This is a genomic window from Paenibacillus sp. J31TS4, assembly GCF_018403265.1.
Classification (GTDB): domain Bacteria; phylum Bacillota; class Bacilli; order Paenibacillales; family NBRC-103111; genus J31TS4.
The window spans coordinates 820,988-836,044 of sequence record NZ_BOSI01000001.1; the positions used below are offsets into that span (position 1 = coordinate 820,988).

General features: G+C 58.1%; 20 protein-coding genes and 1 tRNA gene. All 21 read right to left on the reverse strand.

Translation table 11 applies throughout. The features are described 5' to 3' along the window. Positions 1-7: 7 nt before the first annotated feature. The 21 genes from KJS47_RS03670 to KJS47_RS03770 all read right to left on the reverse strand — a co-directional run bounded on the left by KJS47_RS03670 (position 8) and on the right by KJS47_RS03770 (position 15,052). Positions 8-982: a polyprenyl synthetase family protein gene (locus KJS47_RS03670; RefSeq protein ID WP_213522874.1), complete on the reverse strand. Its 975-nt coding sequence runs from the start codon at positions 980-982 to the stop codon at positions 8-10. Then, entirely contained in the window at positions 979-1,842 is an 864-nt protein-coding gene (locus KJS47_RS03675; protein ID WP_213522876.1) for a menaquinone biosynthesis protein, read from the reverse strand. Before KJS47_RS03675 ends, KJS47_RS03670 begins: the two co-directional genes overlap by 4 nt. After that, entirely contained in the window at positions 1,832-2,434 is a 603-nt protein-coding gene (locus KJS47_RS03680) for a UbiX family flavin prenyltransferase (protein WP_249716088.1), read from the reverse strand. The genes KJS47_RS03675 and KJS47_RS03680 overlap by 11 nt, the downstream gene beginning before the upstream one ends. After that, entirely contained in the window at positions 2,431-3,300 is an 870-nt protein-coding gene (locus KJS47_RS03685; protein ID WP_213522878.1) for a UbiA-like polyprenyltransferase, read from the reverse strand. The genes KJS47_RS03680 and KJS47_RS03685 overlap by 4 nt, the downstream gene beginning before the upstream one ends. Continuing rightward, positions 3,293-4,021 (reverse strand): demethylmenaquinone methyltransferase, encoded by a 729-nt coding sequence (locus KJS47_RS03690; RefSeq protein ID WP_213522880.1) that lies wholly within the window; start codon positions 4,019-4,021, stop codon positions 3,293-3,295. Before KJS47_RS03690 ends, KJS47_RS03685 begins: the two co-directional genes overlap by 8 nt. A gap of 12 nt (positions 4,022-4,033) precedes the next feature. After that, entirely contained in the window at positions 4,034-4,897 is an 864-nt protein-coding gene (locus KJS47_RS03695) for a heptaprenyl diphosphate synthase component 1 (RefSeq protein WP_213522882.1), read from the reverse strand. Between the two features lie 117 nt (positions 4,898-5,014). Continuing rightward, entirely contained in the window at positions 5,015-5,533 is a 519-nt protein-coding gene (locus tag KJS47_RS03700; RefSeq protein WP_213522884.1) for a hypothetical protein, read from the reverse strand. Between the two features lie 59 nt (positions 5,534-5,592). Continuing rightward, on the reverse strand, positions 5,593-5,817 hold the full coding sequence (gene mtrB, locus KJS47_RS03705) for a trp RNA-binding attenuation protein MtrB (protein WP_213522886.1): 225 nt from the start codon (positions 5,815-5,817) through the stop codon (positions 5,593-5,595). Between the two features lie 228 nt (positions 5,818-6,045). Next, a tRNA-Pro gene (locus KJS47_RS03710) sits at positions 6,046-6,122 on the reverse strand. A 199-nt stretch (positions 6,123-6,321) separates the two neighbouring features. Next, a complete protein-coding gene (locus tag KJS47_RS03715; protein WP_213522888.1) occupies positions 6,322-6,594 on the reverse strand; it encodes an HU family DNA-binding protein in 273 nt (90 codons plus the stop codon). Between the two features lie 255 nt (positions 6,595-6,849). Next, positions 6,850-8,328 (reverse strand): stage IV sporulation protein A, encoded by a 1,479-nt coding sequence (gene spoIVA / locus KJS47_RS03720; protein ID WP_213522890.1) that lies wholly within the window; start codon positions 8,326-8,328, stop codon positions 6,850-6,852. Between the two features lie 558 nt (positions 8,329-8,886). Next, the gene (locus KJS47_RS03725; RefSeq protein WP_213522892.1) at positions 8,887-9,636 is read right to left on the reverse strand and encodes a DUF3939 domain-containing protein; all 750 of its coding nucleotides are present in this window, start codon (positions 9,634-9,636) and stop codon (positions 8,887-8,889) included. 52 nt (positions 9,637-9,688) lie between these two features. After that, positions 9,689-10,030: a 2Fe-2S iron-sulfur cluster-binding protein gene (locus KJS47_RS03730; protein ID WP_213522894.1), complete on the reverse strand. Its 342-nt coding sequence runs from the start codon at positions 10,028-10,030 to the stop codon at positions 9,689-9,691. Between the two features lie 11 nt (positions 10,031-10,041). Then, positions 10,042-10,629: a nucleotidyltransferase domain-containing protein gene (locus tag KJS47_RS03735; protein WP_213522896.1), complete on the reverse strand. Its 588-nt coding sequence runs from the start codon at positions 10,627-10,629 to the stop codon at positions 10,042-10,044. Positions 10,630-10,660: 31 nt separating this feature from the next. Beyond that, positions 10,661-10,957 (reverse strand): 2Fe-2S iron-sulfur cluster-binding protein, encoded by a 297-nt coding sequence (locus KJS47_RS03740; protein ID WP_283772049.1) that lies wholly within the window; start codon positions 10,955-10,957, stop codon positions 10,661-10,663. A 32-nt stretch (positions 10,958-10,989) separates the two neighbouring features. After that, a complete protein-coding gene (locus KJS47_RS03745; RefSeq protein WP_213522897.1) occupies positions 10,990-11,169 on the reverse strand; it encodes a DUF2768 family protein in 180 nt (59 codons plus the stop codon). A gap of 207 nt (positions 11,170-11,376) precedes the next feature. Beyond that, a complete protein-coding gene (locus tag KJS47_RS03750) occupies positions 11,377-11,655 on the reverse strand; it encodes a stage VI sporulation protein F (RefSeq protein WP_213522898.1) in 279 nt (92 codons plus the stop codon). A 72-nt stretch (positions 11,656-11,727) separates the two neighbouring features. After that, positions 11,728-12,774: an NAD(P)H-dependent glycerol-3-phosphate dehydrogenase gene (locus KJS47_RS03755; protein ID WP_213522899.1), complete on the reverse strand. Its 1,047-nt coding sequence runs from the start codon at positions 12,772-12,774 to the stop codon at positions 11,728-11,730. Between the two features lie 36 nt (positions 12,775-12,810). Further along, positions 12,811-13,401: a glycerol-3-phosphate 1-O-acyltransferase PlsY gene (gene plsY, locus KJS47_RS03760; protein ID WP_213522900.1), complete on the reverse strand. Its 591-nt coding sequence runs from the start codon at positions 13,399-13,401 to the stop codon at positions 12,811-12,813. 14 nt (positions 13,402-13,415) lie between these two features. Continuing rightward, entirely contained in the window at positions 13,416-14,738 is a 1,323-nt protein-coding gene (gene der / locus KJS47_RS03765) for a ribosome biogenesis GTPase Der (protein ID WP_213522901.1), read from the reverse strand. Positions 14,739-14,869: 131 nt separating this feature from the next. Beyond that, entirely contained in the window at positions 14,870-15,052 is a 183-nt protein-coding gene (locus KJS47_RS03770; RefSeq protein WP_213522902.1) for a capping complex subunit for YIEGIA, read from the reverse strand. Positions 15,053-15,057: the final 5 nt, after the last annotated feature.

The window sequence follows — 15,057 nt, forward strand, 5'->3', positions numbered from 1 at the left end:
AAATCGTTCAATACGAACGGTCTCCAACAAAATAGGCGATATTGACAAGATCCTTCTTGGCTTGGATGTTCGGCAGCGCATCAAGGGATCGGATCGCTTTGTCGATGTAGCGGGACGCCCAGCGTTCCGCCTGAGGAATTCCGCTGCTGTCCCGGATCAGCTGCAGAAACCGGCTGACATCCGTCTGTCCATCCAGCCCGCGGATGCGCTCCAGCTCGTCCAGAATCGGCTGCCGGAACCGCTCCTCGCGCAGGGCAAAGATAACAGGCAGCGTAATGTTACCCTGCTTCACATCATTGCCCGGCGGCTTGCCGAGCTGCTTCTCGGTTCCGCTCAAATCAAGCACGTCGTCGCGGATCTGGAAAGCCATTCCTACATTATACCCATATTCGTACAGCTTGCGAGCGATACGGGGGTCCGCCTCGGCGGCGATGGCGCCGAGCTGACAGCTGATGGCGATGAGCAGCGCCGTCTTGCGCTTGATCCGCAGCAGGTAATCCCGCACCGACTGGCCGGTGTGGAAGAAAAACCGGATCTGCTCGATCTCCCCGATCGTCAGCTCGACGATCGCTTTGGACATGATCTGGTGAATCTGCGGATTCGGCAGCTGGGTCATGACGTCAAGCGCGCGGGCGAAGATATAATCGCCGGTGTACATGGCCACCCGGTTGTCCCATTTCGACTTGACGGTCAGCTGACCCCTCCGGGTCTCGGCGTCGTCGATGACGTCGTCGTGGACGAGCGAGGACATGTGAATGAGCTCCATCGGCACCGCGATATGCTTCAGCTTGTCCAGGTCGTACGTGCCGAACTGCCCGGCCAGCAGCACGAACACCGGGCGCAGCCTCTTGCCGCCCGCCTTCAGCAGATGGGCGGATGCTTCTCTAAGCTCCGGATGGTCCGAATGGACGCTGCGCTCCAGTTCCTTCTCGATTGCAGCGACGTCCCTCTTGATCCGAGCATAAATGGTTAACAAGTTCATCGGTTCACCTGTATGACGGTATTGTCTTGCCAAATCTGCAGCTTCACCGGTTCGTCCAGAAGTCCAAGCTCCCAGGCATACCGGTAAAACAGCTCGAGTCCCTGCCACTGGGGCTGTCCGAAATCGTAGCACAGGTTGCGGAAATAATCCGCCCAGTAGACTTTGTCGCCTCCGATCGACGAGACGGCGGCCTCGATCATCTCCTCCGGCTCGTCCAGGCCCTTGCTCTTGCTCCACAGAAACGCTTCGTACATCCGTTTCACGAGCTCCGGATGTCTAGCGATCGTCTCTCGGCGGATGGCCCAGACCGCGAACGACATCCACTGGCCGGTGTGCCGCCTCCACAGCTCGCCGAGATCGGTGACGTGGTAACCGGAATCGACCCATCCGGCACGGATGGCATCGTCGCCAATCAACAGCGCAGCGTCGGATTCCTTCATCATATCATCTAACGAGGGGGAAGCATAGAAATACGACGGGTTCCCGCCGTAAAATTTGGCGATTACTATTTTGAGCAGGTTAACCGAGGAGGCCGAGGTGGTCGGCAGCGCAATCGTCCCGTTCACGATCTCCTCGAACGGCTTGCGGTGGAACAGCAGAATCGACTTGACCGGACCGTATGCGCTGACGGACAGGTCGGGCATCAGGACGTAATCCCGATGAAACTCGCCGTATGCGAACGACGAGATCGGTCCCATATCGATCGTGCCTTCTGCAAGCGCCTTGTTAAGCCCGGTCGGGACCCGCTGCAGCAGCTCCACCTCTTCGCCGAACCGCTCCATAGGAAAGTAGTAAAAGATCGGCCAAACGTTCGTAAAGTCGATCCTTCCAACGCGAACCTTGTGCTGGTTAGTCTCCATTGTGTTCTCCCCATCTTTTGTACAGCTTGTGTTCGATCTCCATCGCATCCATCACCTTACCGACGAGGAAATCAACGATTTCGTTCAGTGACTGCGGCTTATGATAGAATCCCGGCATGGCGGGCAGAATGCGCACGCCCATGCGGGCCAGCGTCAGCATATTCTCCAAGTGAACCGCATGGAGCGGCGTCTCGCGCGGGACGACGATGAGCCGTCTTCCCTCCTTGAGCATGACGTCGGCGGCACGCTCGAGAAGATTGTCCGACGCTCCGCGCGACAGGCCGGCAAGGGTTCCCATCGAGCAGGGGACGATCACCATTCCCTGCGTGCGAAACGAACCGCTTGCGATGCTCGCCCCGATGTCCTGGATCGGATGGTAGACGAGCTGGCCCTCCTCCCCGCCCAGATGCTCGGCCAGCATCTCCCGCCGCTTGGCGGCGTTCCAGCCGAGCTCGTCGTGCAGCACCCGCCAGCCGGCATCGGTCACGACCAGATGGACCGTCTGCCCGGTTCTCAGCATCTCCTGCACGAGCCGGACGCCATAGACAGCACCGCTGGCTCCCGTCATTCCGATTACCCACGGTCTGCTCACGACAACACCACCAGATCAAGCAGAGTGAAGGCAAACACGACGATGCTGAGGACGCCGTTCATCGTGAAGAAGGCGGTGTTCAGCTTCGACAGATCCTTGGGCGAAACGAGCAGATGCTCATAGATCAGAAGGAAGTATGCGATCATAATCCCCGTAAAATACCACCAGCTGAGGTCGGTCATGAAATACAATGCGATCAGCCCGATCCCCATCACCAGATGGAAGACCTTGGCTAGCGCGAGCGACTGCGCAATGCCAAATCTGCTCGGAATGGAATGAAGCCCTTCCTTCTGGTCGAACTCCATATCCTGGCAGGCATAGATAACGTCAAACCCGGCGGTCCAGAAGGCGATCGTGAAATAAAACACAAGTGCCGTCAAATTGACAGACCCGGTAACCGCCACCCATCCGCCCAGCGGAGCCAGGGCGATCGTGAGCCCGAGGAACAAATGGCACAGCCAGGTGAACCGCTTGGTATACGAATAAAAGACGGTCATGAAGACGGCGATCGGCATCAGCTGCAAGGCCAGAGTGCTCAACTTCGAGGCGGCAACGAACAGCAGGACGAACGAAACGATAATAAACAGATAGACCTCTTTGGACGATAGCAGGCCGGCCGGGATGGCGCGTCCCGCCGTCCGCGGGTTTTTCTTGTCGATGACGCGGTCGATGACCCGGTTCAGCCCCATGGCGGCGCTTCTCGCTCCCACCATCGCCAGCGTGATCCAGCCAATTTGGCCCCAGGATGGCAGTTCGCCGTTCATGACATAGGCGCCGAGCAAGGCTCCCATGTATGCAAAGGGGAGCGCGAAAACCGTATGCTCGATCTTGATCATTTCCAGGAAGATTTTAATTTTCTTAACCATGATTTCTCTCCTCTGCCGGTTCTGGCTTGAGGCCGATATGTAATGCGGCGATTCCGCCGGTGAGCGGATAAGCCTGGACATCCGTCAAGCCCGTGCTGCGGAAGATGTCGGCCAGCTGCTTGTGATCGGGAAAATGAACGAGCGATTCGGGCAGCCATTTGTACTGCTCGTATCGTTTAGCAATCAGTTTGCCGAGCAGCGGCAGCAGGTGGCGGAAATAAAAATAGTACAGGCTCTTGAACGGCTCCCAGGTCGGCTTGGAGAGCTCGAGTGAGACGACCATGCCGCCCGGCTTGACGACTCTCCGCATTTCTCTGAGCACCTGTTCGAGATCGGGAACGTTTCGAAGGGCAAAGCCGATCGTCGCGTAATCGAACGTATTGTCCTCGTACGGGAGGCTCATCGCGTTGCCCTGCACGAGCGAGATCTGCTTGTCCATGCCCAGCTTCTCGATCTTGGCCGCTCCGTAATCGAGCATATGCTGGCTGAAATCAAGTCCCACAACCCGCCCGGTTCCGCTCGCTTCGGCCAGCGCAACCGTCCAGTCGCAAGTGCCGCAGCACAGGTCGATGGCCTGGCTGCCCGGTGCCACGTTCATCTTCTTCATCGTGAACCTGCGCCACACCTTGTGCTGACGGAAGCTCAGAATGTCATTCATCAGATCGTACTTGGGCGCGATGCTCTCAAATACGGAGTGAACAAATTCTTCCTTGGATTTCATGTTTCTCTCTCCTCAATGTTCTTCGATCAGCCTCGGCTTCTGGACGAATCCGCGGAACGTATCGCCGATGGCGGACAACTCGTCCGCCAGCGCTTTGGGGCTGATTTGCCCGACCAGCTTCATGACGATCTCCAGCTGGTCCGCCAGTAGGTCGTGCAGGTGCGGCCGCACGTCGTACTTGAGCATCATCGCCTTGAGGCGGCCCGCTTCCGGCTCTTCGGCAAGAAGCGTCCGCCGCTCTTCGCGGCTTGCCTTCTGCAGCAGATGCCAAAACGCCCAGCTGAACCGAAGCGGCTGCTGCTTGTCGAGCGAGAGCAGCTCCCGGGCCAGCACTTCGCAGCGGGTGAAGGCTTCAAGAATATCCGGCCACAGCTTGAGAGTACCGTCCTTGAACATGCTGTTGAACGAGCGGAACAGCTGGGTTTTGATCGCCACGGACTGCTCCAGGTAGTCCTCTGCGGACAGCTTGAGCTGCTTCATCCGCTGGTACAGGTTCATCTTGAGCCGATTCGCCTCGCAGATGGACTGGGACAGCTGGCGGATCACTTCGATCTGTCCGGCCTGGGACAGCAGCTGGTAAAAACGCGCGCTGAAGTAGTCGCCGGCCAGCACCTTGAGCTGACGGGACCGGGCGGCCGTTTGTTCCTTCCGCTCGCTTGATTCGGGCACGAGGTCATGGGTATCCATGCCGAGCTGAACAAGTGAGGTGACGAGGGCGTACAGCTCGCCGGATTCCTCCCGGATGCCGTTCGCTTTCATAAAAGCAAGAAGCAGCCCTGCGCGCGCCTCCGGGAAGTCCGGCAGGGACGTATGGCTCAGAATCATGTCGTATTCGATGTACGGCTTAGCCATGTCTTGAATGCGGGATGTGGTCATAGGGGCCTCCGAACGTCTAGCTTGTAACTACAACTTACAATTATAGCATAACCGCGCGGACAGGGCACCATCGGCGGTGATTTGGCCTCTTGAGCTGGCAGGAAGCTCCACCCTCCGTTAACGGGTTACCCGGCCCTTCCATTGGCTCGTATAGGCAACGCGATAGGTGGACTCCAGAAACCCGGCCAGCTGGTTCACGTTCGTCAACGCCGGCAGCGTATCGGTGTCTTCCTTCCTGGCGTCCATGGTGGCGAGTAATTCTCCGCGGCGTGAGGCGGAGTCGACGACGCGGACCCGGACCTGCGTCACGTTCGTCTGAGATTGAAAGCCGAACGAAGCGAGCTCGTACAGATCCTGATAGACGCCTGCCGAGCCGGCCTCTGTGTCGTACACGAGGTCGATCGAAAGAACGCCGTTCTTCCATTCGGCCCGCTGAATCGGAAGCTTCAGCTTCACCCGTGTCAGCTTGTCGACCAGATTGTGGTCGCTCAGCTTGTCAGACGACGCCTGACGGAAGACGGTCAGTTCGTTCTCGTCCATCCGGTTCATCCGGTCCCACTCGGGGATGAGGCTGAGAAAGAGCGCCAGCATGGCGGTAACGAGCGAGGTGGTCAGGACAGCGGATAGCCATTTCAAGAGACATCCCCTCCTACCACCATTGTACAATGAAAAAATGCAGGCTATGCCTGCATCCCTCATTCGTCCGTCTCGACCGATCCGAACTTGGTGAGAATGACTGCCTTGCCGCGCACCTTCACGGCAGAGGTGTGATCGGTAAACTGGGCGATCATGACCTCGCCCTTATCCAGCTTCTCGGTATGATGGAACTTGGTATCCTGTCCTCTCGTCAAGCCGATGACATGTACCCCGTTCTCTTTGGCTTTGATAATGAAGAAGTCATTCTGGCCTGCGTTATTCAACTGGAGCAGCCTCCCTGTTGTGTTGACTCATACTCCCCCTATGATGCTAAAAAAGAAGGCGTCTGTCAACCTGCCCTCCTGTACGCAACGCCCTCTTCCACGAGAAGCGAACAGCAAGAAAAAACGCTCCCTACTCAACGTTTCTGGAAGAAACGGTTGAATACGAAGCGCTTGGTCTTTGGATGCGAATGACGAGGCAAGCCATCGTTTCCATCCTATGCAAGAGTATGGTCGGAGTAACACGATTCGAACGTGCGACCTCACCCACCCCAAGGGTGCGCGCTACCAGGCTGCGCCATACCCCGACATCCTTTGCAAATAATATTATAGTAAGTCTTCCGTGCGGCGTCAACCCACTTACCAAAAAAAATGCAAACCGCAGCGCACCCTCGTAGACGGTACGGTCCGTACCCGGTTCCCCAGGCAGACGCACGAAAAAACCGTGAAGGCCGAAGCGCTCACGGTTCAGGATTTGATCATAAGGAAAGTCCATTATGTAATGGATTATTGGATTCCGTCTTTCAGAGCTTTCCCTGGCTTGAAGGAAGGAATTTTGCTGGCAGCGATCTCGATCTCCTCGCCGGTTTGCGGGTTACGGCCTTTGCGGGCGGAACGCTCGCGAACCTCGAAGTTGCCGAAGCCGACCAGTTGTACCTTGTCCCCGCTCTGGAGTGCTTCTGCAATCGCTTCGAAGACGGATTCCACTGCTTTCGTAGCGTCTTTCTTCGACAGTTCGGAGGTCTCCGCTACTTTGGCAATCAATTCGGATTTGTTCATTCTGTTCACCTCCTCTTGAAATATACGACACGCTCATACTTTCTGTTTTAACGGTTTCCGTCTAAATTATACGTATTCACCGCAAAAAACGAACAAACTTATAGTAATATACATGTTCTTCAAATTCAAGTATTCAACATGAATTTCACAAAAATGCGAGGCAAATCCGGGCTTTTTCGCCTGTCTGACTATACGGAAATACGCGAACAACCCAAAAACGGGCACCGGATGTCCGGTGCCCGTTCTTTCCTTTTCCTACAAGATAATGGCAATCAGTCCGCCGGAGCCTTCGTTAATGATGCGTCCGAGCGTTTCCTGAAGCTTATACCGCGCGTTATCCGGCATCATCGCCAGCTTGCCCTGGATGCCCTCTCGGACGATGGAATGAAGCGAGCGGCCGAAGATGTCCGAATCCCAGATTTTAAGCGGGTTTTCTTCGAAATCCTGCATGAGGTAACGCACCAGCTCTTCGCTCTGCTTCTCCGTTCCGATAATCGGCGAGAACTCCGATTCCACGTCCACCCGGATCATATGGATGGAAGGTGCGGTCGCGCGCAGTCTGACGCCGAAGCGGGAGCCCTGCCGGATGAGTTCCGGCTCGTCGAGCGACATCTCGGCGAGAGTCGGCGGGGCGATCCCGTAGCCGGTCGTTTTGACCATCTCGAGCGCCTCGGCATACTGGTCGTACTCCCGCTTTGCATGCGTGAATTCCTGCATGAGCTGGAGGAGATGATCCTTGCCGCGGATCTCGACGCCGACCACTTCCTGCAGGATGCGGTCGTACAGCTCGTCGGGCGCGTACAGATCGATCTCTGCGACTCCCTGGCCCATGTTCATGCCCGCCAGCGCAGCCTTGTCGATGAACTCATATTCGGCGAATTGGCCGACCACCCGGTCGACATCCCTCAGCCGGCGGATGTCCTGAACGGTTTCGCGGACCGACTTTTCAAAATCGGTGCGCAGCCAGTGATTTTCCTTGAGAACCATCACCCAGCTCGGCAGGTTGACATTCACCTCGTGAACCGGGAATTCATAAAGTACCTCGCGCAGAACCGACATGCAGTCCTCTTCGCTCATCGTCGCGACGCTCATTGCCATGACCGGAATGTCGTACTTGCTTGCCAGCTCGTGCCGTAGCTCCTGAGCCGACTCCCCGTGAGGCTTCATCGTATTGATGATGAGGATGAACGGCTTGCCGACCTCCTTCAGCTCTGCGATGACCCGTTCTTCCGCATCGACGTAGGACGAACGGGGAATTTCGGAGATGCTGCCGTCCGTCGTCACGACGACGCCGAGCGTCGAGTGCTCCTGGATTACTTTACGGGTCCCGATCTCGGCTGCTTCCTGGAACGGAATCGGCTCGTCGAACCAGGGGGTGGAGATCATTCTCGGCCCGTTCTCGTCTTCGTAACCTTTGGCTCCCTCCACCGCGTAGCCGACACAGTCGACCAGCCTAACGTTGACGTTGAGGCCGTCCGTTACGTTCAGCGTCACCGCGTTGTTCGGCACGAACTTGGGCTCGGTCGTCATGATCGTCCGGCCGGCGGCGCTTTGCGGCAGCTCGTCGGTCGCCCGGATCCGGTCGGCCTCATTCTTGATGTTCGGCAGCACGCCGGCTTCCATGAAACGTTTGATGAACGTGGATTTTCCCGTGCGGACCGCGCCTACGACTCCCAGGTAAATGTCTCCGCCGGTTCGTTCTGCGATGTCCTTGAAGATATCTACTCTTTCCAAAATGATCCCCTCCCACAGGATTTTAGCGAAGCAAGCGCTCCAACGAACCCCGGTTGACTTCCTTAGGAAACGGTTCGTATGCGGCCACACTCGTACTTTCACTTGGACTAGTATTACTATATGAGCCGTTTCATAGAGTATTCCGCTTTTTTTTTGGCGAACCTGCGTCCGCTAGAAAAGAAAGACCGCAGTCAAAGGAAGGGCCTCTGCTTATAATGCTATATGACCGCTGCCTCCCGGATATGCAGGCCTCGAAGGTACCGGCGGTAGGGAGAGAATTGGTGGGAGAATTCGGCATGCGAAGAAGACCGCTGGCGTTTGAGTAGAGGGCGTCATTAACGAGGCTGGCGTTTGAGAAAAGGGCGTCATTAGGACAGGCCCGTCATTAGAGGAGGGCCTCCCTCATATTGGGGCTTGCGGATAGAGGAAAGCCGAACAAGCCCGGCTGCATGCAGCCGGGCTTCTGTCGATGCCGCACCTTAGCGCGGCCGTCTTTCTTTCTTATTCTAAGCTCATTCTGTATGTCTAGCTGAGCCTCCGTGTTCCCGAGGAAGCCCGCTAAGGCATGATGCGAGGCTCCCCGTTCACGAGCTTATAAGGCTGCGACAAAGCCGGAACGTAAGGCGAATCCTTAACGAGCAGCTCGCGCAAATCCTCCACTCCCTTGGCCGCGTCCGCTCCCTGTTTGGCCAGCGTCTTGACCAAATCAAGCGAATAGTCGATATAGACCCGGCCTCCCTGGTTCATGACGACCGGCAGCATCTGGCCGGAGAACGGACTGCGCACCTGCAGCTCCTTGCGGTTCAGCAAGGTGTAGTCGATGGTCGTGTACCCGGAATCGAGCGAATGACCTGCCGGCGGTTTGCTGCCGTTCTGTCCCATATAATCGAAGACCTTCTTCTGCAGCTCCCCGACCTCCTGGTAGGACACGAGATCCATCAGCTTGACCGTCGGCTTGGTCTCCGCATCGACAAGCACATAGATGGAGGAACCGCCATTCTCGAACGCATTAGGCGGGATCGTGCTCAGCAGATGATACTCGCTCAGCTTCTTGAAATCGATCGGATACTTCTCATACAGCGGCGTCGAGCTGTCCTTGGTTTTGATCGGAAGCACGCCGGTTCTCTGCTTGAATTGATCTACGGCATTCTGCACGATGACGATGTATTCGCCGGGTGCCGGCGCCTGTTGGCTCTTCACCTGGCCTCCATACAGGCACCCGCTCAGCGTGGATGCCAGGAGCAACACCACCAGGCCGGCGGCGCCGCGTCTGCAGAGGCCCGTTAAGGCCGTCCATGCGGATGTCATATCGATTGTCTGTCCTTTCTTGTCAGGTTGCTCTCAGGAGAGCAGACAGCCCTTATAAGCCGTCCCGCTCCTCACGCTGCTTTTGCAGTTGCGCTCGAACCGCCGCCTTGAGCGGATCCTCCGGGACCTGGACGACCGCGGCGCCGGCAACCCGCGCTTGGCAGGCCAGCCGGTAGCCTTCGTCCGTCAGCGAGCCGAGCTTCAGCTTTTCGTTGCGTGCCAGCGGGGTCACTCCCTCGCCGCCCGGCACCCGCACCTTGCACATGAGACAGGCTGCCCGGCCGCCGCAGCGGGTGCGGATGGGCACGCCGGCCTTTCGCCCCGCGTCGAGCAGCGTCGTCCCGGGCCGGACGTCGATGCGCTTGTCATCCGGCATAAAGTGAACCTGCGGCATGGCGTCCCCTCCTATCGGCCGGACCCGCCCGGCGACTCCAGCAGGCCGAGCAGTTCAGCGCGGGCTTCAGGCGGAAAGGAGCCGGCATCCAGGAGCGCGCTCAGTGCGGCTGTCTGCTCGTCTCCCTGCCGCTTCATCGTCTCGGCAATCCGCTCATAGCGATCGGGCCGCTCCCGCAGCCAGTTGAAGACCAGCTCATGAGCAAGCGGCATCAGTAGGATCGGCCGGCTGAGGCCGGTCCAGCTGCTCGCATACGGCAGCAGCCGGTTCATGCTGACCTCATAGCGGCAGTCCCTCGCCATGACGCGGAAGCCGCCCACCAGCTCCACCGCCATGCCTTCGATAGCAAAATGGACGAGCTCCGAAGCATAGATTGGCGTTTCGCTGTAGGCGGGCTTGTCCGTCGCGTCAGCGGCGAGAGCTTCGTAGACGAGCTTGGCGCCGGCTTGGTCGGCGTACAGATCCAGATCGCGGGGAGGCCTGTCCAGCTGCACGTCCTGCAGCAGCAGTCCGCAGCTGCCTCCCACCATCCAGACGGCGTCCGCCCCCTCGAGCCGGTCCGCCACGCTTGCCAGTGCCTTGCGTATGGCATCCTCCATTCCGTCTCCTCCTCTTTCTCGCATCGCTCGGTTAAAAATACGGCTTGTTCCTTACTTTCACCGGACCCATCCCGATCACGGCCGTCTGGCACCCGAGCCGGAAGCCCTCTTCCAGTTCCTCTTCGTCCAGCCGGTCCCATTCCCGGTCGTTCGGCTCGGATAGAAACTCCGCCCCCTCCTCCACCAAGCAGCGGCAGCGCGCGCAGGTTCCGCGCGAGCACGAAAATCCCCAATCCACGTCATGCTTAAGAGCCAGCTCCAAGATCGTCATCCCCGTCTCCGGCTCGACTTCCTTGGTCACCCGGCGTCCCTTTAACTCTATCGTCAACCTGTTTCTCCCCCGTTCTATCGATGATGCGGTTACATGATGGATACGAGCATATACAGCAGAATCGGCAAGAACATCAGGAACGCGATCAACGAGAGAATCGACCGCACCCAGCCGTTTTTGCGCGTCCGTGCGAACGAGATGAGGAGCGAAGCCACTACCATCAAGCCGATCGCGATGAACGATGCCCACATTTTATCAAGGCTGCTCACTTCTGGTACCCCTTCCTTACTCCACGATAATGTCCAACCCAGTATACCATTCAAGCTCGCTTTTGTGAAACTTCGCTCCAGCAAACGAACAGCGGCTGCCCGGACGCCGAACGCGGCTGAGACAAGCCCGCCACACGGCGTTCTTTCACCGGTGTTCTCCCGCTTATTGACGCAAAAAAAGGAGCCTGCTCGGCAGGCTCCCGTCCGTTACTTCTTCGTCATCATTTTCATCAGCTGCTCCAGGTTGCCCGCATTGATCTGGCTGGATTTGACAGCCCGGATGATTTCGTTCACCGTGGACTCCTCCACCTTGATATTAACCAAAGCGGAGACCTGCCGGATCAGCTGCCTCAGCTGTTCTTCGCTCTGCAGCGTGGAGGGCTTCACCGTTCCGGCCAGCTTGTTAATGTCCTTCTCGGTGACGTTCTTGCCGGTTTTGCTCTTGACTAGGTTCAGAACGTCCTTTGGCATTTGCTTTCCGCTCATCTGCTTACCTCCCTTTACGGCTATTGCGCTGCCATAAAGTATAGTATGAGCGGGGCGTAATCGGGGTGTGGGCTATTCGGGCCAGGCCTCTACCGCTGCGCGAGCGGCTTCCTCCGCCTCGTGCTTCGGCAGCCGATCCATCAGCTCTTCGACGGCGCTCTTCGGGTCCATCTCCTCGAATAAGACGCGGTACAGCGCCTCGGTAATCGGCATCTCGACGCCGTGCCGGTGCGCAAGGTCCCGCGCCGCTTTGGTGGTTTTGACGCCTTCCACCACCATACCCATAACGGCAAGCGTCTCCTCCAGCGAATGGCCCTGGCCGATCATATGCCCGGCCCGCCAATTGCGGCTGTGGCGGCTCGTGCAGGTGACAATCAGGTCGCCGACGCCTGCGAGGCCGGAGAAAGTAAGCGGATTGGCCCCCATAGCCGCACCGAGCCGGGAGATCTCGGCGAGTCCACGCGTCATGAGTGCGGCCTTGGCGTTGTCGCCATAGCCCAGCCCATCGGACAGGCCGGCACCAAGAGCGATAATATTCTTAAGCGCTCCTCCGAGCTCCACTCCCAGGACGTCGGGATTCGTGTACACGCGCAGCGAGCTGTTGTTCAGCAGGTCTTGGGCTCGATCGGCCGCAGAACGCTTAACGGCTGCCACGACGATGGTCGTCGGAATGCGGCGGACGACCTCCTCCGCATGGCTCGGTCCCGAGATGACGACTATTCGCTCCGAATCGTAGGCGGGCAGCTCTTCGGCAATAACCGTCGTCATCCGCTTCAGTGTATCGGCCTCGAAGCCTTTGGCCGCATGCAGCAGCAGGGCGTCCGGAGAGAGGTATGGCTGAATGCGGCCCGCCACCTCTCGCATGCCCTTGCTCGGAGAGGCGATCAGGACGGCGTCCGCGCCTTTGACGGCTTCCTCCAACGAAGTCGTGGCACGGATTCTCTCGGGTAGCACCGCGTCCGGCAAAAATCGGCTGTTCGTATGCAGCCTGTTGATCTCCTCCACCTGCTCGGCGTTCCGGGACCACAAGATGACGTCTTGTCCGTTATCGGCCAGCACGGAAGCGAGGGCAGTCCCCCAGCTGCCGGCCACCAAAACGGCGGTATGGCGTTTGTTCATTCCTGCACACTCCTTCCCTGCAAGTCGTGGAGCCGATCAGCCCTTTTTGCCGAGCTTGCTTTCGGTCCGGTTAAACAGCTTCACGATATTCGAACGGTGCCTCACAAAAGAAAACACCGCGATAATGAGCGTCGCAATAAGCAGCTGCCAGGGCCACCCCATGAATGCTATAAAAATAGGCAAAAGGGCGGTAAACAGAAGCGACCCCAGCGAGACGTAGCGGGTCAGGACAATCGAGCCGATAGCGATGATGCCGGCGAACAGAGCGGGCAGGAAGCAGAGGGTCGCGGTTACGCCAATGGCAGTCGCGATTCCCTTGCCCCCCTTAAACCCAAAGAACACCGGCCAGTTGTGTCCGATAATGACGGCAAGTCCGCACAGAATCGGAATCCAAAGATTGTCGCCGCCGACCCAGCGGCCGAGCCAGACGGCCGCGATTCCTTTCATCACATCGAGTGCGAGAACGGCGATCGCCGGTCCCTTCCCGAGAATGCGAAGCGTGTTGGTCGCTCCTGCATTCCCGCTGCCGTGCTTGCGAATGTCGATCCCCTTGAGCAGCTTGCCTGCCAGAAAGCTGAAGCTGATGGAGCCTAACAAATAACTGACCACAATGACGACAAAAGCCATCCGTCCGTTCCCCCTTAGTCCTCCGCCGCTTTTCTACGGGTAAACAAACGCAGCGGCGTCCCTTCGAAATCGAATGCGCCGCGGATTTTGTTCTCCAGATAGCGCTCGTAAGAGAAATGCATCATCTCCGGGTCGTTCACGAACAGAACGAAGGTCGGGGGCTTGACGGCTACCTGCGTAGCATAATTGATGCGCAGCCGTCTGCCTTTGTCCGTCGGCGGCGGGTTGACGGCCACGGCGTCGGCGATCAGGTCGTTCAAAATCGAGGTGGTTACGCGCAGCGCATGATTCTCGGCCACCTGATCGACAACCGGCAGCAGCTTCTGCAGCCGCTGCTTCGTCTTGGCCGATACGAAGACGACCGGCGCGTAGGTCATGAAGAGGAAATGGTCGCGGATCTTCTGCGTGAACTGGTGCATGGTCTTGTCGTCTTTCTCGACTACGTCCCATTTGTTCACGACGAACAGGCTCGCCTTGCCCGCTTCGTGTGCGAAGCCGGCGATATGCTTATCCTGCTCAATGATCCCTTCTTCTCCATTAATGACGATCAAGACGACGTCCGCGCGCTCGATCGCCTTCATCGCCCGCATGACGCTATACTTCTCGGTCGTCTCGTAGACCTTGCCGCGCTTGCGCATGCCGGCGGTGTCAATGAGCACATACTTCTGCCCGTCGCGCTCGAACGGGGTATCGATCGCATCCCGGGTCGTGCCCGCGACATCGCTGACGATGACGCGCTCTTCTCCCAGAATCGCGTTGACGAGCGACGATTTGCCCACGTTCGGCCGGCCGATCAGCGCCACCTTGATGACATCCTCGCCGTACTCGTCCTCCCCCTCCTCGGGGAAGTGCTCGGCTGCGGCTTCGAGCATGTCGCCGATCCCGATGCCGTGCGCGCCGGAGACGGCGATCGGCTCCCCGATGCCGAGGCTGTAGAACTCATACAAGTCCTCCTGCCTCTTCAGGTTGTCCACTTTGTTCACCGCCAGAACGATGGGTTTGCCCGATTTGAAGAGAATGCTAGCGATCTCCTCGTCGGCCGGCGTAATGCCTGCCTTGGCGTCTACCATGAAGATGATGACGTCCGCTTCCTCGATCGCGAGCTCCGCCTGGACGCGGACGGAACGGAGAATGACGTCTTCTCCGTCTATCTCGATGCCTCCCGTATCAATCACACTATACGTGCGGTTCAACCATTCACCGGTCCCGTACAATCGATCTCTAGTTATGCCTGGTTTGTCTTCCACGATGGCCAGCCTGTCCCCGATCAGTCGGTTGAAGATAGTCGACTTGCCGACATTCGGGCGGCCAACGATGGCAATGACGGGTCTTGCCATTCCATCCACTCCCTGTACGTACGATTCTTTGCCAATTCAGTCCATGCTTCATCATAGCAAAATAACCGGCAGAAGTGAAGAAGGAGAGCGGGTGGTCTGCTTTCACAGGAAGCCCCTTCCCTCCACTCCGGTCAGTGCTTGACGAGGATCATCGTCCCATTGCCCAAATCGTGGGCCATCGCATCCAGAATCTTTTCCAGCCGAAACGAGAGCGTCTCCTTCTCTTCTTCCCCGTCCGCGACGAAGACGGGAACGCCGCCGCCGACGTGCTTGCCCGAGGTCGTGACGACCGCCATCACCCGCAAATCTCCCATGCTAA

What these genes read in the sequence shown, in the direction of transcription:
- KJS47_RS03730 (WP_213522894.1), bottom strand. Translation starts at nt 10,030, where the DNA reads ATGCCGCAGGTTCACTTTATGCCGGATGACAAGCGCATCGACGTCCGG.
- KJS47_RS03755 (WP_213522899.1), bottom strand. Translation starts at nt 12,774, where the DNA reads ATGAACAAACGCCATACCGCCGTTTTGGTGGCCGGCAGCTGGGGGACT.
- KJS47_RS03715 (WP_213522888.1), bottom strand. Translation starts at nt 6,594, where the DNA reads ATGAACAAATCCGAATTGATTGCCAAAGTAGCGGAGACCTCCGAACTG.
- der (WP_213522901.1), bottom strand. Translation starts at nt 14,738, where the DNA reads ATGGCAAGACCCGTCATTGCCATCGTTGGCCGCCCGAATGTCGGCAAG.
- KJS47_RS03695 (WP_213522882.1), bottom strand. Translation starts at nt 4,897, where the DNA reads ATGACCACATCCCGCATTCAAGACATGGCTAAGCCGTACATCGAATAC.
- KJS47_RS03725 (WP_213522892.1), bottom strand. Translation starts at nt 9,636, where the DNA reads ATGACATCCGCATGGACGGCCTTAACGGGCCTCTGCAGACGCGGCGCC.
- KJS47_RS03750 (WP_213522898.1), bottom strand. Translation starts at nt 11,655, where the DNA reads ATGAGCGGAAAGCAAATGCCAAAGGACGTTCTGAACCTAGTCAAGAGC.
- KJS47_RS03685 (WP_213522878.1), bottom strand. Translation starts at nt 3,300, where the DNA reads ATGGTTAAGAAAATTAAAATCTTCCTGGAAATGATCAAGATCGAGCAT.
- KJS47_RS03735 (WP_213522896.1), bottom strand. Translation starts at nt 10,629, where the DNA reads ATGGAGGATGCCATACGCAAGGCACTGGCAAGCGTGGCGGACCGGCTC.
- KJS47_RS03690 (WP_213522880.1), bottom strand. Translation starts at nt 4,021, where the DNA reads ATGAAATCCAAGGAAGAATTTGTTCACTCCGTATTTGAGAGCATCGCG.
- KJS47_RS03675 (WP_213522876.1), bottom strand. Translation starts at nt 1,842, where the DNA reads ATGGAGACTAACCAGCACAAGGTTCGCGTTGGAAGGATCGACTTTACG.
- KJS47_RS03770 (WP_213522902.1), bottom strand. Translation starts at nt 15,052, where the DNA reads ATGGGAGATTTGCGGGTGATGGCGGTCGTCACGACCTCGGGCAAGCAC.
- KJS47_RS03670 (WP_213522874.1), bottom strand. Translation starts at nt 982, where the DNA reads ATGAACTTGTTAACCATTTATGCTCGGATCAAGAGGGACGTCGCTGCA.
- plsY (WP_213522900.1), bottom strand. Translation starts at nt 13,401, where the DNA reads ATGGCTTTTGTCGTCATTGTGGTCAGTTATTTGTTAGGCTCCATCAGC.